This window comes from Cellvibrio polysaccharolyticus, assembly GCF_015182315.1.
GTDB classification, from domain to species: domain Bacteria; phylum Pseudomonadota; class Gammaproteobacteria; order Pseudomonadales; family Cellvibrionaceae; genus Cellvibrio; species Cellvibrio polysaccharolyticus.
In genome coordinates this window covers 2133161-2158100 of sequence record NZ_PRDL01000001.1, presented here as the reverse complement: position 1 = coordinate 2158100, position 24940 = coordinate 2133161, and the positions used below count along the sequence as shown (strand labels likewise).

The 24940-nt window shown below is 50.9% G+C and carries 19 protein-coding genes and 1 CRISPR repeat array; of the genes, 2 read left to right on the top strand and 17 right to left on the bottom strand.

Annotation, left to right across the window (positions count from 1 at the left end; translation table 11 throughout):
- Positions 1-2 precede the first annotated feature (2 nt).
- The 15 genes from C4F51_RS09185 to C4F51_RS09115 all read right to left on the bottom strand — a co-directional run bounded on the left by C4F51_RS09185 (position 3) and on the right by C4F51_RS09115 (position 15282).
- Positions 3-1427 (bottom strand): mannose-1-phosphate guanylyltransferase/mannose-6-phosphate isomerase, encoded by a 1425-nt coding sequence (locus C4F51_RS09185; RefSeq protein ID WP_193909197.1) that lies wholly within the window; start codon positions 1425-1427, stop codon positions 3-5.
- Between the two features lie 364 nt (positions 1428-1791).
- Positions 1792-2682, bottom strand: a complete 891-nt coding sequence (galU, locus tag C4F51_RS09180) for a UTP--glucose-1-phosphate uridylyltransferase GalU (RefSeq protein ID WP_193909195.1) — start codon at positions 2680-2682, stop codon at positions 1792-1794.
- 67 nt (positions 2683-2749) lie between these two features.
- Positions 2750-4102 (bottom strand): phosphohexomutase domain-containing protein, encoded by a 1353-nt coding sequence (locus tag C4F51_RS09175; RefSeq protein ID WP_193909193.1) that lies wholly within the window; start codon positions 4100-4102, stop codon positions 2750-2752.
- A 119-nt stretch (positions 4103-4221) separates the two neighbouring features.
- A complete protein-coding gene (gene cmk / locus C4F51_RS09170; protein WP_235992309.1) occupies positions 4222-4935 on the bottom strand; it encodes a (d)CMP kinase in 714 nt (237 codons plus the stop codon).
- Between the two features lie 43 nt (positions 4936-4978).
- On the bottom strand, positions 4979-5692 hold the full coding sequence (pyrF, locus tag C4F51_RS09165; RefSeq protein WP_193909191.1) for an orotidine-5'-phosphate decarboxylase: 714 nt from the start codon (positions 5690-5692) through the stop codon (positions 4979-4981).
- 456 nt (positions 5693-6148) lie between these two features.
- Complete coding sequence (locus tag C4F51_RS09160) at positions 6149-6442, bottom strand: ComEA family DNA-binding protein (protein WP_202987659.1); 294 nt, start codon at positions 6440-6442, stop codon at positions 6149-6151.
- Between the two features lie 217 nt (positions 6443-6659).
- A complete protein-coding gene (gene sthA, locus C4F51_RS09155; protein WP_193909189.1) occupies positions 6660-8057 on the bottom strand; it encodes a Si-specific NAD(P)(+) transhydrogenase in 1398 nt (465 codons plus the stop codon).
- A 57-nt stretch (positions 8058-8114) separates the two neighbouring features.
- Entirely contained in the window at positions 8115-8366 is a 252-nt protein-coding gene (gene nqrM, locus C4F51_RS09150) for a (Na+)-NQR maturation NqrM (RefSeq protein ID WP_193909187.1), read from the bottom strand.
- Between the two features lie 16 nt (positions 8367-8382).
- The gene (locus C4F51_RS09145) at positions 8383-9306 is read right to left on the bottom strand and encodes an FAD:protein FMN transferase (RefSeq protein ID WP_235992308.1); all 924 of its coding nucleotides are present in this window, start codon (positions 9304-9306) and stop codon (positions 8383-8385) included.
- Between the two features lie 139 nt (positions 9307-9445).
- Complete coding sequence (gene nqrF / locus C4F51_RS09140; protein WP_193909185.1) at positions 9446-10669, bottom strand: NADH:ubiquinone reductase (Na(+)-transporting) subunit F; 1224 nt, start codon at positions 10667-10669, stop codon at positions 9446-9448.
- A 21-nt stretch (positions 10670-10690) separates the two neighbouring features.
- Complete coding sequence (gene nqrE / locus C4F51_RS09135) at positions 10691-11299, bottom strand: NADH:ubiquinone reductase (Na(+)-transporting) subunit E (protein WP_193909183.1); 609 nt, start codon at positions 11297-11299, stop codon at positions 10691-10693.
- A 2-nt stretch (positions 11300-11301) separates the two neighbouring features.
- Entirely contained in the window at positions 11302-11958 is a 657-nt protein-coding gene (locus C4F51_RS09130) for an NADH:ubiquinone reductase (Na(+)-transporting) subunit D (protein WP_193909181.1), read from the bottom strand.
- Positions 11959-11961: 3 nt separating this feature from the next.
- Positions 11962-12741, bottom strand: a complete 780-nt coding sequence (locus C4F51_RS09125; RefSeq protein ID WP_193909179.1) for a Na(+)-translocating NADH-quinone reductase subunit C — start codon at positions 12739-12741, stop codon at positions 11962-11964.
- The gene (locus C4F51_RS09120; RefSeq protein WP_193909177.1) at positions 12734-13936 is read right to left on the bottom strand and encodes an NADH:ubiquinone reductase (Na(+)-transporting) subunit B; all 1203 of its coding nucleotides are present in this window, start codon (positions 13934-13936) and stop codon (positions 12734-12736) included. Before C4F51_RS09120 ends, C4F51_RS09125 begins: the two co-directional genes overlap by 8 nt.
- A 2-nt stretch (positions 13937-13938) precedes the next feature.
- The gene (locus C4F51_RS09115; protein WP_193909175.1) at positions 13939-15282 is read right to left on the bottom strand and encodes a Na(+)-translocating NADH-quinone reductase subunit A; all 1344 of its coding nucleotides are present in this window, start codon (positions 15280-15282) and stop codon (positions 13939-13941) included.
- A gap of 443 nt (positions 15283-15725) precedes the next feature.
- On the opposite strand from C4F51_RS09115, the gene mfd reads away from it, so the two are divergent.
- Both mfd and C4F51_RS09105 read left to right on the top strand, forming a co-directional pair.
- Complete coding sequence (gene mfd, locus C4F51_RS09110; RefSeq protein WP_193909173.1) at positions 15726-19199, top strand: transcription-repair coupling factor; 3474 nt, start codon at positions 15726-15728, stop codon at positions 19197-19199.
- Positions 19196-20107 carry a CsiV family protein gene (locus C4F51_RS09105; protein WP_193909171.1) on the top strand — a complete coding sequence of 304 codons (912 nt, stop codon included), beginning with the start codon at positions 19196-19198 and terminating at the stop codon, positions 20105-20107. The genes mfd and C4F51_RS09105 overlap by 4 nt, the downstream gene beginning before the upstream one ends.
- A gap of 70 nt (positions 20108-20177) precedes the next feature.
- Positions 20178-23204: a CRISPR direct-repeat array (repeat unit 28 nt; unit sequence TTTCTTAGCTGCCTGTGCGGCAGCGAAC).
- A gap of 129 nt (positions 23205-23333) precedes the next feature.
- On the opposite strand, the gene cas6f is transcribed toward C4F51_RS09105, so the two are convergent.
- Together cas6f and csy3 are read right to left on the bottom strand one after the other, a co-directional pair.
- Positions 23334-23897 (bottom strand): type I-F CRISPR-associated endoribonuclease Cas6/Csy4, encoded by a 564-nt coding sequence (gene cas6f, locus C4F51_RS09100; protein ID WP_193909169.1) that lies wholly within the window; start codon positions 23895-23897, stop codon positions 23334-23336.
- Positions 23898-23901: 4 nt separating this feature from the next.
- Complete coding sequence (gene csy3, locus C4F51_RS09095) at positions 23902-24924, bottom strand: type I-F CRISPR-associated protein Csy3 (protein ID WP_193909167.1); 1023 nt, start codon at positions 24922-24924, stop codon at positions 23902-23904.
- Positions 24925-24940 lie beyond the last annotated feature (16 nt).

Here is a 24940-nt window from a genome sequence, read left to right as displayed (position 1 = left end):
AATTAAAGAGAAGAACGGCCGTAACTGTCTTCATAGCGGATCACATCATCATCTTTCAGATACGACCCGGATTGTACTTCGATAATTTCCAGCGGAATTTTTCCCGGATTACTTAAACGGTGTTTTACACCGACGGGAATATAAGTGGATTCGTTTTCCGAGAGCAACATGACTTCGTCACCTTTTTGCACCAATGCAACGCCCTTCACAACAATCCAGTGTTCTGCGCGGTGATGGTGAATTTGTAACGAAAGACTGGCGCCCGGTTTCACGCGAATGCGGTTCACCTGGTAGCGATCGCCATCATCAATCGCATCAAAACAACCCCATGGCCGGTACACTTCGCGGTGCTGCAAATGCTCGCTACGCTGTTGTTGCTCAATATGGCTGATGACCGATTTAACATCCTGTGCACGGGACTTGTCGGCAATCAATACTGCGTCGGGCGTATTGATAATCATCAAATTATTCACGCCGAGTGTTGCCACCAATTTGTCACGACTGAACACCAGGGTATTGGTAGAACTGATGTCGATGCTGTCACCAATAAAACTGTTGCCCTCGGCATCCTTTTCCGACAATTCGGAGAAAGAACGCCAATCGCCTACGTCGCTCCAACCTGCGTCCAATGGAACACAGCTCACATTGTTACTTTTTTCCATCAAGGCATAATCGATGGAAATATTCGGTGCCTGGGCGAAGGTTTTTTTGTCGACGCGAATAAAATCAAGATCCTTGACCGCCAACCGATGGGCGGACTCGGCATACTGCACCACCTCGGGAGATTGCGCTTTCAGCTCATCCAGAAAAACATCGCCCCGGAAAACAAACATGCCGCTGTTCCAGTAATAACAACCGGCTTGCAAATAAGCCTCAGCAGTAGCGAGGTTCGGTTTTTCAACGAACTTTTCCACCGCCAGCAAAGCACTATCTGACGAGAGGGTGGTAGTGGCTGTTTTAATGTAACCGTACCCGGTTTCCGCATGCGAGGGCTGCACACCGAAAGTTACCAATGCGCCCTGCTTTGCACCGCTGACGGCTTTGCGCACTGCTTGCAGAAACACATCGACTTCACGAATCATGTGATCCGCTGATAGCACCAACAGCACCGCCGTCGGATCCGCCTGTTGTGCCTGTATCGCCGCCAAGGCGAGCGCCGGTGCCGTATTGCGAGCCACCGGCTCCAGCAAAATAACGGCATCGTGCATATCGATTTCAAGCAGCTGCTCAGCCACCATAAAACGATGGGCTTCGTTACAAACCACGATCGGAGCAGCCATATCTTCCAAACCCTGTAACCGTAACAGGGTTTGCTGCAACATGGTTTTATCACCAAATAATTTCAGTAATTGCTTGGGATAATGGTGGCGGGACAGAGGCCACAAACGTGAACCGGAACCGCCAGCGAGGATAACAGGGATAATCAATGTCACTCTCCCGACAACATGGTTGATTATTTTTCAGGCAAGCCTGCGAGTACTTTAAGTGACTCTTATGAAAGGAAGCAAGCATACCCAAAATCGAAAAACTTTTGGCATTATTGTTGGCTATTTTGAGGATGGAATTACAACTTTTTCACGCCCGACATGTAAAAAGTTTCGACAAAAGAGCGTTTACTAAAAAGCTGTCACCTGAAAAGTAGAATGCCTGTGTCAAGACGATGACACAGGCATTTCATGAGCTTGATTAATGAGCGGTATCTGACAACTGACATGACAGCAGGCGGCAACGCCAGGGCCAATAGCCATCAGTTTACCCGCAATCAGCATTACGGGTTATTACCGCTTATTATCAGCTCTCAAATTTTTGTAAAAAGTCGGTAAATTGTTCACCGATATCCGGATGGCGACTGCCATAGATAACATTGGCAGTCATGTAGCCAATCTTGGTTCCACAATCGTGGCTGCGACCAATCAAACGATACGCCTCAACGGTTTCTTCTTTCAGCAGTTGATCCAGCGCATCGGTTAACTGAATTTCACCACCGGCGCCCGGTTCGGTTTCTTCAAGCAAGTCCCATACGTGCTGTGATAAGACATAACGGCCTACAATCGCCATGTTGGAAGGCGCTTTTTCAGGGGCCGGTTTTTCAACCATGGCTTTAACGGCAGCACCTTCACCCGGGGCGATTTCAATGCCCGAGCAATCCACCACGCCGTACTTGTCAACTTCACTGTGCGGAACTTCTTCTACCAAAATTTGGCTGAAACCACTGGCTTCAAAACGGCGCGTCATACCAGCGAGGTTGTCTCTACCCAGATCGCACTCTACGTTATCAACCAGTACATCGGGCAACAACACCGCAAAAGGCTCGTCACCAACAACCGGGCGTGCCGCCAGAATGGCATGACCAAGCCCTTTGGCTTCGGCCTGACGTACGGAAATAACGGTAAGGCCGGCTGGCGTAATGGAACGCACTTCATTGAGCAATGAACGCTTCAGACGTGCTTCAAGCTGGGCTTCCAACTCAAAACTGGTGTCAAAATGGTTTTCGATGGCATTTTTACTGGCATGGGTTACCAGTACAATTTCTCTGATGCCTGCGGCGGCCGCTTCCTCAATGACATATTGGATAAGAGGTTTATCGACGACAGGCAACATTTCTTTGGGTATTGCTTTGGTAGCAGGCAACATACGCGTTCCCAAACCTGCTACCGGTATCACCGCTTTCTTGATTAACATGTCATGATCCTTGAGTTGATGAAGCATAGCCGGCAGGCTTCAATCCACCGGCAATGTTGTTGAGAAATTATTGATTCAACAGCGCAAGCACTTCCCGGGTTTTTGCTTCAACCAACGCTTTGTCCGCGCGGCTTTCCACATTCAAACGAACCACCGGCTCGGTGTTGGACATACGCAGGTTGAACCGCCAGTTGTCGAACTGCATGCTGATACCATCGGTGCGATCCACGGCGATAGCGTCACTTTCATAGTGCGCCAACACACGGTCGATAGCCGCTTTGGGGTCTTGTACTTCGCTATTGATTTCACCCGGTGACGGGAAACGGGCAATACAATCTTCCAGCATGGAAGAAAGCGTTTGATTTTTGCGAGACATTAATTCGCTCACCAGCAACCACGGAATCATGCCGCTATCGCAGTAGGCGAAGTCTTTGAAGTAGTGGTGAGCGCTCATCTCGCCACCGTATACCGCGTCTTCTTTACGCATCAACTCTTTGATAAAAGAGTGACCGGTTTTGGATTGAATCGCTTTGCCGCCGTTGCGCTCGGCAATATCAATGGTGTTCCAGATCAAACGCGGATCATGAATCACACTGGCACCGGGATTTTTTACCAGGAAAGCTTCGGCCAGCAAACCGACAATGTAATAGCCTTCGGTAAACTCACCACGCTCATCAAACAGGAAGCAGCGATCAAAATCGCCATCCCATGCAATGCCCATATCGGCACCGTGAGCCAACACCGCTTCACGGGTAGCCGAGCGGTTTTCTACCAGCAGCGGGTTGGGAATACCATTGGGGAAGTTGCCGTCCGCCTCGTGATGCACTTTGATGAACTCGAAAGGCAGGTGCTTTTCCAGCGCATCAATCACATGGCCTGCCGCACCGTTACCGGCGTTAACGACCAGTTTCAAGGGCTTCAGCAAACTGGTATCAACATAACCCAGCAAATGTTTTACATAGGCGTCAATGGTGGATTGCTGGCTATAGCTACCGCGCGCGGTTTCATCAACCGCGTCGAATTGGTTTTCTTCAGCCAGACGTTGAATTTCATTTAATCCGGTATCGCCACTGATAGGGCGCGATTCAGCACGAACCATCTTCATGCCGTTGTAATCAATCGGGTTGTGGCTGGCGGTAATCACAATGCCACCATCTACCTTCAGGTGCGACGTAGCAAAATAAATTTCTTCGGTACCGCACATGCCGATATCGATAACGTTTACGCCTTCATCACGTAAACCGTTACTGACCGCCAGTTTCAGCGATTCACTGGTAAGACGAACGTCACCACCAACCACCACGGTTCCAGGGCGTAAAAATTGTGCGTAGGCACGACCAATACGGTAGGCAATATCTTCATTCAGCTCGGTGCCGAGCTTTCCGCGAATATCGTAGGCCTTAAAACATGTCAATTTCATAAAGAGTTTCCGTTCTGGTCGTTAGCAAGAATGTACCGGACAATTTGCCGGCAGTATGATGCAGCTGCCACATTTCATGACAGCATAATACAGATTTTTGACGATTTGCAGACAGCCACTCATTGTGCGCTGCGTGAAATTAAAGGTTGAGCCTTGCTCAGCATCAGATTCAGCACCTCATCAATCGTCATCTCGGTGCTATCGATGAAAATAGCATCCGCCGCAGGCTTCAAAGGTGAAACGCTACGGTTGCTATCACGCTCGTCACGCTCCTGAATATCTTTTACCAATGCTGCTTTGTCGACACTTTCACCTTTGGCAATTAATTGACGGTACCGACGCTCAGCGCGTGCCTCGGCACTGGCGGTGAGAAAAAATTTGAGATCTGCATTGGGGAAAACGCAGGTACCCATATCACGCCCGTCAGCAATCAAACCCGGTGCCAATGCAAAAGCGCGTTGCCGTGTTAACAAAGCGGCACGAACACCCGGGTAGGCCGCAACAATGGAGGCGGTCATGCCGGTTTTTTCTTCCCGGATGGCCAGGGTTGCATCCTGACTGTTCAACATAACCCTGACCGGCTCCGAAGATGTATCAAAAACAACATTCAAGGTTTCGGCAATTTTTTCGATCGCCGGCTGATCTTGCAGATCCGCATTGGCTTGCAAGGATGCAAGCGCTACCAAACGGTAAAGCGCACCGCTATCGAGCAAATGAAAACCGGTTTTTCGAGCTAACAGATAGCTCAGTGTTCCCTTCCCTGCGCCGCTGGGGCCGTCGACGGTGATAACGGTGTTGGCAGCCAGGCCTGTGTTAATTGAAGATGCGGACAATTTTTTTTACCCTTTCAGTAGGCGGTTACACAATGACGAGCAATTACCGCCCGACTGACAAGCTTTTCAGAATTTCCGCGCAGGTAGCGACCGGATCTGCAGAACGGGTAATCGGGCGTCCGATCACCAGATAACTGCTGCCTTCTGCTATCGCCACCGGCGGCGTCAGTGTGCGGCGCTGGTCATCGGCGGGACTGTCGGGTAAGCGGATACCCGGAGTCACCAGACAGAAGTTGTCATTGGTTGCTGCGCGCAGTATTGAAGCTTCGCGAGCAGAACATACCACCCCATCAAGACCGCTGGCATGGGTCAGACGCGCCAGACGCAACACCTGTTCTTCCGCCGAGGTAGCAATACCTACTTGTTTGAGATCCGCCTCGTCCATACTGGTCAGTACGGTCACGGCAATCAGCAGCGGACGTTTTCCTGCTACACCTTCAAGCGCATCGCGAGCGGCAGACATCATGCGCTCACCACCGGATGCATGAACATTCACCATCCAAACACCCAGGTTAGCCGCCGCTTTTACGGCTTTGGCAGTGGTGTTGGGAATATCGTGAAATTTGAGATCCAAAAAAACCTCGAAACCGAGGTTGTGCAGCTTTTCTACAACCAGTGGGCCGGCACTGGTGAACAACTCTTTTCCGACCTTTAGTCGGCACTGCTCAGGCGCCAGCCGTCTGGCCAACGCAAGACAATCATCAATATTGTCATAATCCATCGCCACCACAATAGGCGAGTCGCTGGCATTGCTCATAAAATTCTCCCGGGGCCGGTTGGGTTGAAACAGCGTTTATCGGAGACAGAAAAGACCGGGACAAACAAGGCTATCTGTTGGTCCGGCAGGTTGAGAGGGTGGTAAACATGCTTGAAGAAACACCGGCCACCACAGCCACAATGTCTTAAAGACAATAAGAGAGGTTTTCCCGACCTGGGTCTGTTCCGATATCAAATGCGGCATTTTAACACGCAGCACCTGCTAACCGGCTGATTTTTAAAGTGTAGTTGAGTAAAAAAAGGCTTTTCTAAAAATTGTCAGGAAAAGAGAAAAAGTGAAAACAAAGTCACATGCAGGCGGTGAAATCTTCCGAAGAAAGGTCGGTTACTGCAGGCTTTATTCATATCACCCGCAAGATTAGTCTTTTCATCCGGAGCTACAGCGGTAATAAAGTCAGGCCTTGCGTCACCACAAGACCTGATACCAACCGGTTACTCAGAGCTGAATGCGATCGCGATTGGACTCAAGAATTGCCGGGCCAATGCCGCGCACTTCCAGCAGTTGCTCAACCGACGTAAATGTACCATTGGCATCGCGCCAGGCAACAATATCGGCAGCCTTCTTTTCGCCAACACCTTTCAACTGGGTCAGGGTTTCGACATCAGCAGAATTGATGTTGACGGCGAGCTGCGCAGCGAAGGATTCGGTAGCCGTATTATCGTCAGTGGCAAATGCAGGAGAGGCAATCAAAATAAGAATGGCAACAAAAATAGCAGACAATGTCTTCATAAATATCCCTTTAATGTTTTGAGTGAGAAAACGCTGATACATCCAACAGCGTCAGAGGGAGCTTTGCAAATCAGGATGCAGATGAACAGTCAATAATCACTGCAAAGCCTGTGCGAGATATCTTACACAGGAAAAACACACGGCAAATTTACCGCACCAAAATAAAAATCCCCCAATGCAAAACATTGAGGGATCGAGAGATGAACAGCGGTAAAACTTACAACCGGTTAATGCGATTCATACCATCCAGCGCGGCAATGCGATATGCCTCAGCCATGGTGGGATAATTGAAAGTATTATTGAGAAAGTAACCAATATTATTCCCTTCCCCCGGCTGTTGCATAATGGCCTGACCAATATGAACAATCTCTGCGGCTTCACCACCGAAACAATGCACACCTAAAATTTGCAAGGTGTCGACATGAAAGAGCAGCTTTAGCATACCAACGTCATCACCACTGATTTGACCACGCGCGGTATTTTTAAAGAAAGCACGCCCTACTTCGTAAGGCACTTTTGCAGCGGTTAATTCATTTTCGGTTTTACCGATAGAACTGATTTCGGGCAGCGTATAAATACCGGTCGGCACATCATCCACCGGCGGAATTTCTACACCGGCGATAATGCTGGAAACCGCGCGCCCCTGCCCGAACGAGGCACTCGCCAGACTCGGCCAGCCAATCACATCACCTACCGCATAAATATTGTCGACCGCTGTGCGGTAGCGCTTGTCTACTTCAAGGTTGCCACGGTAGTCAGCCTGCAAACCAATCGCCTCCAGATTCAATAAATCTGTATTACCACTGCGGCCATTACACCAGAGAATCGCGTCGGCTTTGAGTCGCTTGCCCGATTTCAAGTGCAGGGTCACGCTGTGCTGATTGGCTTCAATTTGTGCGTATTCTTCGCTGTGGCGAACCGTCACACCGCTGTCACGCAAGTGATAGCTCAAGGCATCGGAAATTTCGTCATCAAGAAATGACAACAAACGATCGCGGTTGTTAATCAGATCAACCACCATGCCCATGCCGGAAAACATCGACGCATACTCGCAACCAATGACACCGGCACCATAAATAATGATGTGCCGTGGCGTGTGTTGCATATCCAGAATGGTGTCGCTGTCGTATATGCGCGGATGATTAAAATCCACATCCGCAGGATGATAAGGCGATGAACCGGTGGCGATAACAATATTGGTGGCGGTGAAGGTTTCACGAGCGCCGTCTACCACACTGACACTCACCGTATTGGCATCAATAAATGACGCCTGACCAATGTGCAAATTGATGCGATTGCGCACATAAAAATTGGTGTGCAACTCAACCTGTTTGGGGATTACCTGACGGGCTGATTTTAAAATCCGGGGATAAGTAAGGCGACGGCTGTCCCCAATCTCCCGGAACAGCGTACTGTTTTTGTAGTGAATAATTTGTCGAATAACATGCCGCAACGATTTTGACGGGATGGTTCCCTTGTGCGCACAAGCGCCCCCCACCAAAGGCCTGTTTTCTACAACCCCTACTCTCAAATTTGCTTTCGATGCGGCTATTGCCGCGCTTTCTCCGGCGGGGCCGGATCCAATAACCAGTACATCATAAACATGGTCAGCCATTCTTACCCCCGTTTGACCGAAACAACTACCTGTATTTTTTGCCGATACCAACCAGTATTACTTTTTATTGTTTTGAGTTACTTCATACGCCAAAGCGCTTTTTTCTTCAGTGGATGTTTTTACAGCGTTGATTTCTTCACATTTGCTTTCATCGTCACCGCAGAGATCACACACATAATCTTTTTCACCCAGCGCCGCGCCCATACCGCCACAAGAGCCCTTGAGAGGCTTGCGCCCGAAAATAACGCCGATAGACATCAAACCGACGAAAATCAACATGACAACCAGAGCAACCAATACCGTAGCCATAACTTTTACCTCTTTTTCACGGTTGTTTAAATTTTGAAAACTCGCTGGAAAAGCGCTCGGCAAAGCCTTCGTTTTCTTTGACAATCATATAAACAGCTAATTTCTGCTTTTCGGCCATTTCCAGGCCTTTTTCGACGCCGGCCACAATAATCGCCGTAGCCCAGCCATCCGCTTCAGCGGCAGTGGGCGCAATAACGGTAACTGACGCCAGATTGTGTTCAATGGGATAACCCGTCACCGGATTGATCGTATGAGAGAAGCGTTTACCGTCTTTCTCAAAGTAATTGCGGTAATCACCGGAAGTCGCCATACCCGCCTGTTCAAGGCGAACCGTGGTAAAAACCTCCTGATCTACCGTAGAAGGCCGCTCAATGGCAATCACCCAGGGGGTATTGCGAGGGCTGTGGCCACGGGTGCGAATTTCTCCGCCTATCTCTACCATATAGTGTTGAATGCCGGCTTTTTCAATCACAGAAGCCACGCGATCTACACCATAGCCTTTGGCGATTGCAGACAAGTCGACTTTAACGTCACCCTGCTTACGAACCGCACCGGCTTCACTCAAATCGAGATTTGCATAACCCAGGCGCGCTTTAAGCTCCTCAATTACCGCAGCATCCGGCACTTCATCTTCATGCTTGTCCGGGCCGAAGCCCCACAAATTCACCAGCGGCCCAACAGTTACATCGAAGGTGCCACCGCTTTCGCGGCTGATGAAATCACTCAGCTCAAACACCTCGCGAAGAGGCTGGGAAACAGCGATCAACTCCCCTACTGGCGCGGCGTTAAAGAGCATCAATTCCGAATCGGGAATATACGTTGACATGGTCTGGTTAATAAAACGCAGCTCATTATCAACCTGCTCATGTAGCGCTTCTTCGCTGACAGGAAATTTGCTGCCGCCATCGCTTACCACAGTGATGTGGTAAGTCGTACCCATCGTTTGCCCCGATAATTTGAAGCTTGCGGGTTCATCAGTCCTGGCGCAGCCAATTTGCAGAAGACATAAAAACAAAAACGAGGTCAGCAGCGCTGACCTCGTTTTGCAAGTGTGAATAAAAATTTTCATCACGCTTTGATTAGCCACCGAAATCGTCCAACAAAATATTTTCGTCTTCTACACCGAGGCTCTTTAACATCTTGATAACCGCCGCGTTCATCATTGGAGGTCCACACATGTAGAACTCACAATCTTCCGGCGCCGGGTGATCCTTCAGGTAGTTTTCAAACAATACGTTATGAATAAACCCGGTAGGACCTGTCCAGTTATCTTCCGGCTGCGGGTCAGACATCGCCACGTGCCACTGGAAGTTACTGAAATCAGTTGCCAGTTGGTCGTACTCTTCTTTGTAGAACAATTCTTTCAAAGAACGGGCACCGTACCAAAAAGACATTTTACGCGGTGAGTTCAAACGCTTCAGCTGATCGAAAATGTGCGAACGCATCGGCGCCATACCGGCACCACCACCAATGAAGACCATCTCGGCTTTGGTGTCTTTGGCGAAGAACTCACCAAAAGGACCATACACAGTGATCTTGTCACCCGGCTTCAGGCTGAACACGTAGGAAGACATTTTCCCTGGTGGCAAACCCTGAGTACGCGGTGGCGGTGTTGCGATACGGATATTGAATTTAACAATACCTCTCTCTTCCGGGTAGTTCGCCATGGAGTAAGCACGGATAACCGGCTCGTCCACTTTGGACTCCATATCAAAGAACTTGAAGTGTTCCCAGTCACCACGGTATTGCGGCTCAATGTCGAAGTCCTTGAACTTCACATGATAAGCCGGGCATTCCAGCTGCACATAACCACCGGCACGGAAGTTAACGTTTTCACCTTCCGGCAAACGCAAGGTCAGCTCTTTAATGAAGGTAGCAACGTTAGGGTTGGATTCAACAGTACATTCCCACTGCTTAACACCAAACACGTCTTCCGGTACTTCAATTTCCATATCCTGCTTGACCGGAGTCTGGCAGGACAAACGCCAGCCTTCACGGGCCTGACGCTTGTTGAAGTGAGTCTCTTCGGTAGGCAGCATGGAGCCACCACCGGACATCACAATACACTTACACTGGGCACAGGTACCGCCGCCGCCACACGCAGACGCCAGAAATACACCATTATTTGCCAGTGTTTGCAGCAGTTTTCCACCTGCGGCTACAGTGATTGATTTTTCGTGGTTGATGTTAATAGTCACATCACCCGCGCTCACCAATTTTGCACGCGCAGCCAGAATTACAAACACCAGCGCAAGTATGATGGCGGTGAACATGCTGACGCCAAGAATAATTTCTATATTCATGCTACAAAGTTACTCCGCTGACTACAGATCAATGCCGCCAAACGACATAAAGCCGAGAGACATCAGACCCACTGTGATAAAGGTAATACCCAGACCGCGCAAACCGTCCGGTACATCGCTGTATTTCATTTTTTCACGGATACCCGCCAGCGCTACTACAGCAAGACCCCAACTCAAACCGGAACCTGCACCGTACACCACACTCTCGGTAAAGTTGTAATCACGCTCTACCATGAACAAGGTGCCACCGAAGATTGCACAGTGAACCGCAATCAGCGGCAAATAAACGCCCAGCGTGTTGTACAGCGAAGGTACGTATTTATCGAGAACCATCTCAATGATCTGAATCAGTGCTGCAATAACACCGATAAATACCACCAGAGACAGAAAGCTCAGGTCAACGTCAGGCAAACCGGCCCAAGCCAGAGCGCCTTCAGCCAGCACATAGGTGTACAGCAGGTTGTTCAAGGGCACGGTTATGACCTGAACAAACACTACAGCAATGGCCAAACCGAACGCCGAGGTGATTTTCTTGGAGATGGCCAGAAAGGTGCACATCCCCAGGAAGAACGCCAGCGCCATGTTCTCGATAAAAATCGAGCGAATAAACAGGCTTAAATAATGTTCCACGATCAGGCCTCCTGCGGCTTGGTATTAGGCGCAATCTTGAAATCTACCACTTCAACCTGGTCTTTCTTCACGGCACGCAACGCCCAGATGAACAAACCGATCAGGAAGAACGCACTCGGTGGCAGCAACAGCAGGCCATTGGGTACGTACCAGCCACCATTGGTAACCAGTGGCAGAATTTCAAAGCCCAACAGAGAGCCGGAACCGAACAGTTCACGCACAATAGCCAAAGCAACCAGCATGGCGCTATAGCCAATACCGTTACCCAAACCGTCAAGGAAGCTCGGAATCGGCGGGTTCTTCATCGCAAAGGCTTCAGCGCGGCCCATAACGATACAGTTGGTCATAATCAAACCCACAAACACCGACAACTGCTTGCTTACATCATAGGCAACCGCTTTCAACACCTGGTCAACCACAATTACCAGCGAGGCAATAATGATCAACTGGGCAATCATACGAATGCTGCCCGGGATATGGTTACGCACGATAGACACAAAGAAGTTGGAAAACGCGGTTACCAGCGTCAACGAAATACACATTACCAGCGTAATGGTTAAATTGTTGGTTACCGCCAATGCGGAGCAGATACCCAGGATTTGCAGAGCAATCGGGTTATTTTTAAAAACGGGATCAAATAAAAGCTCTTTCATTTTCATGATTTACGCCTCCCCTTCTTTAAGGTTGGTCAGGAATGGCTTGAAGCCTTTATCTCCCAGCCAGAATTGCACCAGATTACGAACGCCGTTCGCCGTCAGGGTTGCACCGGAAATACCATCAACCTGATGAATTGCATCTGCAGAACCGGCATCAACATGGCCTTTGATCACACGCAGAACCGGTCTGCCCTGGTCATCATAAACCTCTTTGCCTGGCCACTGCGCTTTCCAGTCCGGATTATCGACTTCGCCACCCAGACCGGGGGTTTCACCGTGCTCATAGAAGCCAAAACCGGCTACCGTATTCAGGTCAGACTCCAGAACCATCAAACCTGACATGGTAGACCAGAGACCTTTACCACGAACCGGCAGTATGATTTTTTCCAGGTTGCCTGCTTCGTCCTGAATCAGATACACCACAGAGTAGTTTTCACGACGGTTAAGCTTGGCAATATCATCTTCTCTATTCAGTGAAATTGAGTAAGCCGGATCTTTTGCCGCTTTTGCCTGATCAAAGGTCTCAGCATTGATTTCATCGGTAAATTTACCGGTTTCCAGATCAACCACACGCGCCTGAACACGCTCCTGGTAAATCTGCTCAACGCTTTTACCTGGCTCATTAATGTCGGCAATGCTCAGCACGTTGCGCTTGAAGTCCAGCGCTTTGTTGCTGATTTGCATCGGCTTCAACAGCACCGCGGCCGAAGAAACAATCACCGAACAGACAAAACACAATGCCAGCGTAACGATGACAACTTTCTTGAAGGATTCATTACTAGCCACGTGCCAACCTCCGCTTGATGTTTGCTTGTACTACAACGTGGTCAATCAAGGGCGCAAACAGGTTTGCGAACAGGATAGCCAGCATCATACCTTCCGGGAATGCCGGGTTGACCACACGAATGATCACAACCATAAAGCCGATCAGGAAACCGAACCACAGCTTGCCGCTGCTGGTCATGGCGGCAGACACAGGGTCAGTGGCCATGAACATCATACCGAAGGCAAAACCACCCACAACGAGGTGCCAGTACCATGGCAAAGCAAACATCAGGTTGGTGTCTGAACCGATAGCATTGAAGATAAAGGAGGTTAACATCATACCGGCCATTACGCCGATAACAATGCGGGTTGAGGCAATGCCCATAACCAGCAGTACCGCGCCGCCCAGCAAAATCGCCAGGGTAGACACTTCACCCACAGAACCGTGCATATTGCCAAAAAAGGCGTCCAACCAGGTCAGTTGTGATTGCAGGCTTTGCAGGCCTTCCTGAGCAGCAACAGACAATGCTGTAGCACCTGAGTAGCCATCAACGCTGGTCCATACGCCATCACCGGAAATATCGCCAGGATAAGCAAAGAACAGGAATGCACGACCGGTCAACGCCGGGTTAAGGAAGTTTTTGCCGGTACCGCCAAATATTTCCTTACCGATAACCACACCGAAGCTGATACCCAGAGCGGCTTGCCACAACGGCAGATCCGGCGGGCAAATCAGGGCAAACAGTACCGAGGTAACAAAGAAACCTTCGTTAACTTCGTGGCCACGCACCATGGCGAACAACACTTCCCAGAAACCACCGACAATAAAAACCACGGCATATAAAGGGAGGAAGTAAACCGCGCCGTGCCAGAAGCAATCCCACACGCTGGCAGCACTGTAACCGGCGAACAGCTCGATCAAACCACCACGCCAGCCTTCAACAGCGGCAATCCCCATGTCAGCCATCAGGCTGTTGGCCTGGAAGCCCAGGTTGTACATACCGTAGAACATCGCCGGGAAGGTACATAACCACACAGTGATCATAATACGCTTCAGGTCGAGGCCATCACGCACATGCGACGTGGTTTTGGTCACGTCAGCCGGGCGATAAAACACCGTATCAACCGCTTCATACAAGGCATACCACTTCTCGTGTTTGCCGCCTTTATGAAAATTCGGTTCGATTTTGTCGAGGTAATTACGCAAAAATCTCATGATTAGCCCTCCTTCTCAATAAGAGTAAGGTTGTCGCGCAGGATAGGACCGTATTCGTACTTACCAGGGCAAACAAAGGTACAAAGCGCCAGATCTTCTTCGTCAAGCTCAAGGCAACCCAGTTTCTGGGCAGTCTCGGTATCGCTAACGATCAGGGAGCGCAATAAGTGGGTAGGCAAAATGTCCAGCGGCATTACTTTTTCGTAAGAACCAACCGGTACCATGGCACGCTCACTACCAAAGGTAGTGGTTGTGAAATTGTATTTTTTGCCAGGGAAGAGTTTGGAGATGTAAATCCCCATTACCGAGAAGAAATCGAAACCGGGGCGCACATAGTGCAGCAGCGGGCGATCGCGACCTTCCAGCAACACCGATACCTGATTGTGGAAGCGACCCAGATAGGCCAGCGGGCCACGGGTGGTACGGCCACCAAATACCGATCCGGAAACCACACGGTTTTCACCTGCTTTCAACTCACCGGCCGTCAATTGCTGTAAATCAGCCCCCAACAAGGTGCGCAGCAAACGTGGCCGCTCAACCTGAGGGCCAGCCAGAGCAATAACGCGACCGTTGTACAGGCGACCGGTGGTAAACAGTTTACCGACGGCAATAACGTCCTGATAACCAATGGTCCAGACAGTACGGCTAATGCTGACCGGGTCAAGGAAATGAATATGGGTGCCAGCATTGCCTGCCGGGTGCACACCACCAAACTCGCTCACCACAACATTGCTATTGGCCGGTGCAGGGATATCAGCGCCTGCAGCCTTGCACAGATAGGTCTTGCCTTCGGTCAAACGGCTTAATACGGTAACGCCATTGGCGAAATCGTCAGCGTGTTCACGAATGATCAGTTCAGGATTGGCCGCCAGCGGATTGGTATCCATGGCAGTAATAAAGATGGAATGTGGACGACTGTCCAGTGCCGGAGACTTGCTGAAAGGCCGGGTGCGCAAGGCAGCCCAAAGACCGGCATTATTAAGATTGTCACGAACGTCTTCATAAGACAGTTCTGACAACTGTGAAGGGTTATAGCTGGCGAAGGTTTCTGCCTCATCACCATCCAGATCAATCACTACGGACTGCAATACGCGCCCTTCGCCACGATTGATCGCGGAAACGACACCTGCTGCCGGCGCAGTAAAACGCACACCTTCAATTTTTTTGTCCGTAAACAATAATTGCCCGAGCTTGACCCGGTCCCCTGCCTGTACTGCCATGGTCGGTTTCATACCGTGGTAATCGAAACCGATAACAGCAACAGAGCGGACCTTGGCACCATCATGGATGGCTTGCTCGGGAGCACCGGATATAGGTAAATCCAATCCCCGACGAATCTTTATCATACGTCTCTGCCTAATCACTCGTTGGATAAAGTTAGCCTGGTAATACCAGACATCGTTATGACCAGGAAATTACAGGCGCGCCATAGCCAATCTTCCTGAAAAGATTGATACCCATACGTAAAGGATAAAAAATGGAATTCGCGCCCAGTCCATGCATGGAGGGAAAATCCTGCTGTTTTTCGCCACCACACCGGACCCGAATGCACCGCAAGGAACAAGACGTTCACTTTACATCTGATAAAAGAAGCGGACGCACTAATGACCCGGGAATAAAACGCCGCAATTATAGAGAGGGTAGCCGCCAATGACCAGAGTGCGTCGCTTTTATTTATGAAGATAATTGATAAAAACAACCACTTACGTCTGGCATCCGCATCAAAAGAGCCCAATTCTCAGGATTAACGCTACAATATGGGCTTTTCGGGAATCGTTATCAGATCGTTATGAGCTTGCAACCGCTTCTGGCACCACCACTTTCAAGCAAACCGGGCAACCGCCAATACTGGGGTCAACTACATGGCAGCGCAACGGCTCTGGCAATTGCCAACGCCGCGCGGCTGCACAAGGGGTTAAGCCTGATCATCACCGCCGACACCAGCAGCGCGCTGCAACTGGAAAGCGAGTTGCATTTTTTCTGCGCCGGGCCATCGCAACCCGACGTCATGCACCTGGCTGACTGGGAAACCCTGCCCTACGATACGATTTCGCCGCATCAGGATATCATCTCCGAGCGCCTCAGTACGTTATATCGGCTGCCGCTTACCGAGCACGCCATTCTGGTGGTGCCAATAACCACCCTGCTCCAGCGATTGATGCCGCAGAGCTACCTCACCGGCAACAGCCTGATGGTAGCCACCGGCCAGCGCATTGCTATTAATGACATGCGCTCCAACCTCGAAAAAGCCGGTTACCACTGCGTGGATACCGTGTATGAACACGGTGAATTTGCCGTACGTGGTTCGCTGATTGATATCTTCCCGATGGGCAGCCCGTTGCCTTATCGTATCGACCTGTTCGATGACGAAGTGGAAACCCTGCGCACCTTTGATCCGGAAAACCAGCTCACCATTACCAAAGTCGAGCGCATTGAATTATTGCCCGCCAAAGAATTTCCGCTGGATCGCGCTGGCATCAACCGCTTCAAATTGCAGTGGCACGAGCGCTTCGATGTCAACCATCGCGCCTGCCCGGTTTACCAGGACGTTAGCGATGGCATTTCCCCACCGGGTATCGAATATTATCTGCCGTTATTTTTTGAATCCTGCAGCACCTTGTTTGACTACATTCCCGACAATACACAAATTTACAGCGTTGGTGATTTTGAAAAAGCCGCGGAAAACCACTGGGCAGAACTCTACCGCCGTTATGAAAACCGCCGTGTTGATCCGCAGCGCCCTATCCTGCCGCCCAAAGATATCTTTCTCACCATTGATGAACTCTTCGTTCAACTAAAGCCCTACCCGCGCACCTTTTTACAAAGCGGCTCGCTGGAAGAAAAAGCCGGCAACAGCAACTTTGCCAGCGAACCACCGCCGCAACTGCCAATCCGAGCGCAACAGGAAAATCCGCTGAATGCGCTGGAAGCTTTTTTATTAAATTTTTCCGGGCGCGTACTTTTCTGTGCCGACTCTGCCGGCCGGCGGGAAACGCTATTGGAATTACTCGGCCGCATTCGCATCTCGCCAAAATCTATTGACGGTTGGCAATCGTTCCTCGACAGCAACGACAAAATCGCCATTGCCATTGCCCCGCTGGAACAAGGCCTTGTGCAATCCCAACCGGCGCTGGCGGTTATTTCAGAAGCGCAATTATTTGGCGAACGCATTCAACAACAGCGCCGCCGCAAACAAACGCAAGACAACGCCGACCTGGTTGTTAAAAATCTCACCGAATTAAAAATCGGCGCCCCGGTTGTGCATATTGATCACGGTGTGGGTCGCTATCGCGGTTTGGAAACCATCACCATTGATGATCAAACCAGTGAATTTTTAACGCTGGAATACGCTGACGAAGCCAAGCTCTATGTACCGGTTACCAACCTGCACCTGATCAGCCGTTTCAGCGGTGCCGATGAAGACCTCGCACCGCTGCACCGCCTTGGCAATGAAAACTGGCAAAAAGCAAAACGCAAAGCCGCTGAACAAATTCGCGATACCGCCGCAGAACTGCTGGAAGTTTACGCACGCCGCGCCGCACGCAAAGGCTTTGCTTTTGACGACCCAAAACTGGCTTATCAGCAATTCGCCAGTGCATTCCCGTTTGAAGAAACACCGGATCAGCAGCGCGCCATTGAAGCGGTGATGGCCGACATGCTTTCAGCAAAACCAATGGATCGGCTGGTATGCGGTGACGTAGGTTTTGGCAAAACCGAAGTGGCCATGCGCGCCGCCTTTATTGCCAGCCACGGCGGCAAACAGGTAGCCATTCTCGCGCCCACCACGCTGCTCGCCCAACAACATTACGAATCATTGAAAGACCGTTTTGCTGAATGGCCGATCACCATTGAAGTGATGTCACGCTTCCGTACGGCCAAAGAAGTTGAAGCCGTACAAGAGCGCTTGGCAGACGGCAAAGTTGACATCGTTGTAGGCACCCACAAATTATTGCAGCCGGATATTCGCTACAAAAATCTGGGCTTGTTGATTATTGACGAAGAACACCGCTTTGGCGTTCGTCAAAAAGAACAAATGAAAGCGCTGCGGGCAGAAATTGATATTCTCACACTCACCGCAACGCCCATTCCGCGCACCCTGAACATGTCGATGGCAGGCATGCGCGATTTGTCTATTATCGCCACACCACCTGCCCGCCGTTTATCGGTAAAAACATTTGTACGACAGTACGATGAAACCGTTATTAAAGAAGCGATTCTTCGGGAAATTCTCCGCGGCGGCCAGGTGTATTACCTGCACAATGAAGTCAAAACCATTGAGAAAACCGCACGCGAATTACAAGAACAAATTCCCGAAGCGCGGGTTGTTATTGGCCACGGACAAATGCGCGAGCGTGATCTGGAACGGGTAATGTCCGATTTTTATCACAAGCGTTTTAATATTATGGTGTGCACCACCATTATTGAAACCGGCATTGACATCCCCAGCGCCAACACCATTGTTATCGACCGTGCCGATAAATTTGGCCTGGCGCAATTACACCAGTTACGCGGTCGTGTAGGTCGTTCGCATCACCAGGCCTACGCCTATTTATTAACGCCCGACAAACGCTCCATGACCGCCGATGCCGTAAAACGCCTCGAAGCCATCACCAGCGCCGAAGACCTGGGCGCAGGCTTCACCCTCGCTACTTACGACATGGAAATTCGCGGCGCCGGTGAACTGCTCGGCGAAGAACAAAGCGGCCAAATTCAAACCATCGGCTTCTCGCTGTACATGGACATGCTGGATCGCGCGGTTAAAGCTATTCGCCAGGGCAAACAACTCAGCGCTGACTTATCGCAGGAAGGCATTACCGATGTTAACTTGCGCCTGCCGGCATTAATTCCATCCGATTATTTACCCGATGTACACACTCGCCTGGTGATGTACAAACGTTTAGCCAGCGCGCCCAGCGAAGAAGCGCTGCGTGACTTGCAGGTGGAAATGATTGACCGCTTTGGCCTGTTGCCGGATCAAACCAAAAACCTGTTCCGCGTTACCCAACTGAAGCTCAAAGCAGACGGGCTCGGCATCGTAAAAATTGAAGCCAACCCGCGCGGTGGCCGCCTGGAATTTTCAACCGAAACCCGCGTTGACCCGCTTACCATTGTTAAACTGGTACAAACCCAACCACATGTGTTTAAACTGGAAGGCGCCAGCCATTTGAAATTTACGCTGGCCATGGAAAGCCATGAACAGCGCCTGAAAATTGTCAGTGATTTATTGGATCGATTAACCCCAGGGGAAACCAGCCGACCATGACACACGCTCATTCACATCGGACAAGCCGCCGCAGCCAACTCCTCTGCACCCTGGCGATTGCCACAGCGTTGCTCAGCCAAACCGCAGCGGCTCAACAACGCTGGTTTCAGGTCGAAGTATTGGCATTTTCCCGGCAGGCGCCTGATCAGCAGGAACAATGGCCAACCAATATCAAACCCGGATACCCGCACACCCTGATCGAACTGAAAGACCCGGAGCAATTACCGGCATCAGTCACTACAGCCTCCGGCGATGAAAACGGCGCAACAGAAAACAGCCTGGCCGCATCTACAACCGTTACCAAACCGGATATCGAACGCGAACCCTACTATCTGTTGCCCGCCAGTGAACGCAAACTTTCGCGGCAAGCAACAGCGCTGCAACGCCAGGGCGGGTATCAGGTACTCTTCCATCAAAGCTGGCGCCAACCGATTAATGCCAGCGCAAGAAATGCACCGGCCATTTTTATTCAAGGCGGCTCAGCTTACGGCCAGCACACCGAACTCGAAGGCAGCATCAGCTTCAGCTTGCCGCAGTTACTGCAAATAAACACGCGCTTGTGGCTAAGCCGTTTTGAACCCAACTACGGCCAGGAACCTGGCGAATGGCCAGCGCTGCCGAAAACGCCCATACAGCTGCGCACCGAACTGCAAACCGAAACAGAACTTACCCCGATGTTCGGCAATGACAACAACTGGCTTGCCAGCGACACACCCCGAATACCAAACAGCACCGGCCCAGTCGAAGTCGTAGAGCCCTACTTGCCCCAGCGCATTGTTTTACTGGACGATGAACGCCGCATCCGCCAGGGCGAACTGCACTACATCGACCACCCGCTACTCGGCATCGTAGTTCAAATAACCCCCTACGAAATACCGCCTGCGGCGACAACAACTACCATGGAATAAAACCTAAAACACCGGCCCGAGCCGGTGTTTTTCCTTGGGAGAAAATAAAGAGCCAAACGAGCACAGCCGTTTTCCAAACTACCTGTGCGGCAGCGAACTATCTTGTCTTTGTTTTTTCCTCCTGCTTTTTTCTTAGCTGCCTGTGCGGCAGCGAACCGAAAAGCTCATTGCGGCGCTGCTCTGCCAGATTTCTTAGCTGCCTGTGCGGCAGCGAACAGTTTTTCAGCGGCGCGTGTGGCATACATGGCTTTCTTAGCTGCCTGTGCGGCAGCGAACACGACCAACAGCCTGGCTCGTTTGGAAAATTCTTTCTTAGCTGCCTGTGCGGCAGCGAACTACATCAATCTCTCCCGAGGCAAAAACTTCCATTTCTTAGCTGCCTGTGCGGCAGCGAACCGCCCCCCGCACAACTCGATACAACCAACTCATTTCTTAGCTGCCTGTGCGGCAGCGAACTCAGCTTTGGCTTGCGCTTCTGCCTTGGCTTCTTTCTTAGCTGCCTGTGCGGCAGCGAACAATGCGTGAAGACGATGTTGGTTTGTACGTTATTTCTTAGCTGCCTGTGCGGCAGCGAACGACCAGATGGCGTCTCAACCTCGATCGCGATTTTTCTTAGCTGCCTGTGCGGCAGCGAACCTAAAATCACCGGAATTCCCAGCGGTTTACGTTTTCTTAGCTGCCTGTGCGGCAGCGAACAAGCCCATGTCGTAAATTTGCTTGTCGCGCTCTTTCTTAGCTGCCTGTGCGGCAGCGAACCTTACGATTGTTATGTGCGCTGTAGGCTTCTTTTTCTTAGCTGCCTGTGCGGCAGCGAACAACAGGAAGCAGCGCGGTTTCGGGGTGCTAGATTTCTTAGCTGCCTGTGCGGCAGCGAACGTTGGCTTGCACCGGTGCGTTGGCGCCAACGATTTCTTAGCTGCCTGTGCGGCAGCGAACCTTTGGAGAGGCACGGAATATAACAGCTTTATTTTCTTAGCTGCCTGTGCGGCAGCGAACCTGCCGACGTTGTTGATGTTGAGTACCAGCCTTTTCTTAGCTGCCTGTGCGGCAGCGAACGCGAGCGCGCCCGTGTATGCCTGCTGGCGGCATTTCTTAGCTGCCTGTGCGGCAGCGAACTTTGACCAGCAGTACCCGATGGCATCGGCAACTTTCTTAGCTGCCTGTGCGGCAGCGAACGGTTGTTCACGCGCGCCCATGCCGGTGAGCATTTTCTTAGCTGCCTGTGCGGCAGCGAACTTCCATTCCAGCATGTTGAGCCACGCCTCTTTTTTCTTAGCTGCCTGTGCGGCAGCGAACGGGAATTGAAAAGAAATTCACCACTTGATGGATTTCTTAGCTGCCTGTGCGGCAGCGAACCAACTGGCGATCAGGGTGCGGCTTCGGCAACTTTTCTTAGCTGCCTGTGCGGCAGCGAACGTTAAGGACACCACCGATAACGCTTCCAGCATTTTCTTAGCTGCCTGTGCGGCAGCGAACATGACGGGTCACCCACGAACATACGCACATCACTTTCTTAGCTGCCTGTGCGGCAGCGAACTTGGTGAGAGCCAACTGTACCCGCTGGCAGTTTTTCTTAGCTGCCTGTGCGGCAGCGAACTTGGGGCCCGTGGCGCGGATCTTGAAACCCTTTTTCTTAGCTGCCTGTGCGGCAGCGAACATCACCTATCTATTCGTGATTTCCCGTATCGGTTTCTTAGCTGCCTGTGCGGCAGCGAACGGGGTTTGTATGTCTTTTTGCGGTTACGGTTTTTTCTTAGCTGCCTGTGCGGCAGCGAACTGGGTTCAGCTGTCGGTTGCTGATCGCGCACTTTTCTTAGCTGCCTGTGCGGCAGCGAACCTCTCAAATTCACGCATGATGATTGAGAAGTTTTTCTTAGCTGCCTGTGCGGCAGCGAACACCGCGCGATAAAAGGTAATGCTGCAAATGTTTTTCTTAGCTGCCTGTGCGGCAGCGAACACTCCGACACCAGAATCAGATCACCTTTGAAATTTCTTAGCTGCCTGTGCGGCAGCGAACACATCAAGATGGGCCAGGCCGCAAAAATTCTTTTTCTTAGCTGCCTGTGCGGCAGCGAACAAATTAGTGCAGCCATATCCGGTGACTTTAAATTTCTTAGCTGCCTGTGCGGCAGCGAACGCACAAGAAAAAGAACTGCCGTACTTGTCGCATTTCTTAGCTGCCTGTGCGGCAGCGAACTTGGCGACCCATTACCACGTGGAGCCGCTGCTTTTCTTAGCTGCCTGTGCGGCAGCGAACTACGAAACACCCGTTAAAAAATGCTTCTTCAATTTCTTAGCTGCCTGTGCGGCAGCGAACTGGCGTTGTTCCGCGATACGGAGAACCGGTTATTTCTTAGCTGCCTGTGCGGCAGCGAACATGATCGTGCTTGACGCATCCGGCATCGACTTTTTCTTAGCTGCCTGTGCGGCAGCGAACGAAGCCACGATTGTCTAAAAGTGGCGGGTTATTTTCTTAGCTGCCTGTGCGGCAGCGAACTCCACAAGTTTACCGAACCTATCAACCGCGTATTTCTTAGCTGCCTGTGCGGCAGCGAACCGGTCTGCATCGTTAAGCGTTCGAATGCATCGTTTCTTAGCTGCCTGTGCGGCAGCGAACTATTCAATAAAGCGATATTAATTGCCGGTGTATTTCTTAGCTGCCTGTGCGGCAGCGAACCATCGCAATGACGGACGCCGCACTGGCAGCAATTTCTTAGCTGCCTGTGCGGCAGCGAACGTCACCAGTGATGCTGAGGTTCAGAAAAGCTGTTTCTTAGCTGCCTGTGCGGCAGCGAACAAGAAGCGAGATACGTTCTTTTGTCTTTACCTTTTCTTAGCTGCCTGTGCGGCAGCGAACGCCGAGGCAGCACCCTGATCGCCAGTTGCCGATTTCTTAGCTGCCTGTGCGGCAGCGAACTCGCGCCTAGCCAAGTTTAGGTAAATTCGCATTTTCTTAGCTGCCTGTGCGGCAGCGAACCTGTGGTCGTAAGTTTCAGGAAACGTTAACCCTTTCTTAGCTGCCTGTGCGGCAGCGAACTACTGGCAAGCCCCACAAAGCAGGGCCACGAATTTCTTAGCTGCCTGTGCGGCAGCGAACTAGAGTGTATCTCAGGTAAGTATATGATTGTTAAAGAGCATTCAGCAAAAAAGCCGGATAGTCCCTTTTTTAGGGAGTCCGGCTAAGTTGTTGATTTTTAAGGGCGTAATAATTTGCCTTAAAAAAGGGTTAAAACATTGGAACCGTGACGTTTTGGCTTAATCCGTAACTGTTGAACTTGCCCGGCGCCGGTTCCGGCTTAATTTTTTGTTCAATAAACAAACAAAATGTTTGGCTGGTGCTTGCGCTGTTCAAGTTCAGATAGGGCAGATCCGGCTTTCGCTCCACGGTGCCAGGGATGGCTAGTGCGGCTTGCTCTGCAGTTTCTCCATGACGTTTCATGCGACGGCGGCGCAGGCGATCAGCGCTGGTTTTAAATTGCCTGCGCGTTACTACACAATGCCTGGCGCTTTGCGGTACCGGTGTAATCTCCGTCATGCGTACATGGTCACGAATACCTTTGAGCCAGTCTTGCTGCAACAGACTTTTCAAGTCTGTTTCGCTACCGTGCAAACGCAGCAGGTTTCCAAGCCCCCGCGGATTGTTGCTGTACCCGGGAAAACTTGCCCCTATGTTGTCTATCCGCAGTTGCACCAATGCCTGGTGCAACTTGCCGAATAAAATGCCCAGTAATTGTGGTGCGCCGGTTTCCGGGTCTGGCACTACCCGAAGGTCGATGTAGTGACTTGTCATGACCTTACCCCGCATCACCAAATACACCACCCCGAATCAAGGTGGCGATGACAAAGTGCTGTTGTTCAACATCAGGCACTTTATCTTTTAATACCCAACCGTCGAGCAAGTTGTAAAAATCCGTTTTTTCTTTTGGCTGACGATATGCCCTACCCTGTGTGGTTACCGAGCCGTAGGGTTCTATGGCAATAGGGCCGTTTTCAGATGACTCCGGATACCAGGTGTCAATAGTGCGCAGTGCGTTGCCAATTTTTTGCGAGTGGATGGCTGCGATGTCGGAAACGTGGTACAGCGTTTTACTTTTTTTGCTGCTGCCTTTATCCAGAATCAACTCTTGTGATGGAAACACTTCTTGCCCTGCGCCGACACGGACAAAAGCCGTTACTTGCAACAAAACATGTCCCGCACCCGATAACCCCGCTTCCACAAGACTGGCAAGGGCTTGAAGATTATCCGCTTCGGCTACAGGTGCGGCGAGCTCGCGTAAAGAATGGGATAAGGCATTAAACGTCCAGGCAGATTCCGCTTTACCCGCTTGCAAGCGCGCCACATGTACTTCGACCTGCTCCGCACCGATACGGTTGCGCCACAAAAAGCGACCATTCGCCAGGTTGGCGGCATAGCGCTTTGCCAGCTCTCCCAGGCCGACATTTTGTACATAGTGTTTTACTGTCGCCAGGAGTTTTTCGCGGTAAGCCGCTTCGTTGCAGGCAGAAGGCTCACCAACGCCATTAAGCACCCGCACAGTGAATTGCACTTTTAAAGTATCCGCGTCTGCCGGTAAGGTTGCGACATCAACTGTTTGCAGGTTGGGGTTTTCTATGGCCGCATCCAGTTTCGCAGGATCCTGATCTTTGGTTTTCAACCGGTTGGAAATGGTGCCGCGCACGGATTTTTCGCGAATAACAACCGGCTGCCAGTTGCTGCTTTCACGTGTATCCCAGCCACCGGAAAAAAGTAGCGCATCAGATACATCCAGTTTGCGTTCAAAAGCCAATACAGAAGCAGTTTTCAATTCATTAGCCATGGTAATTTTCCTTAAT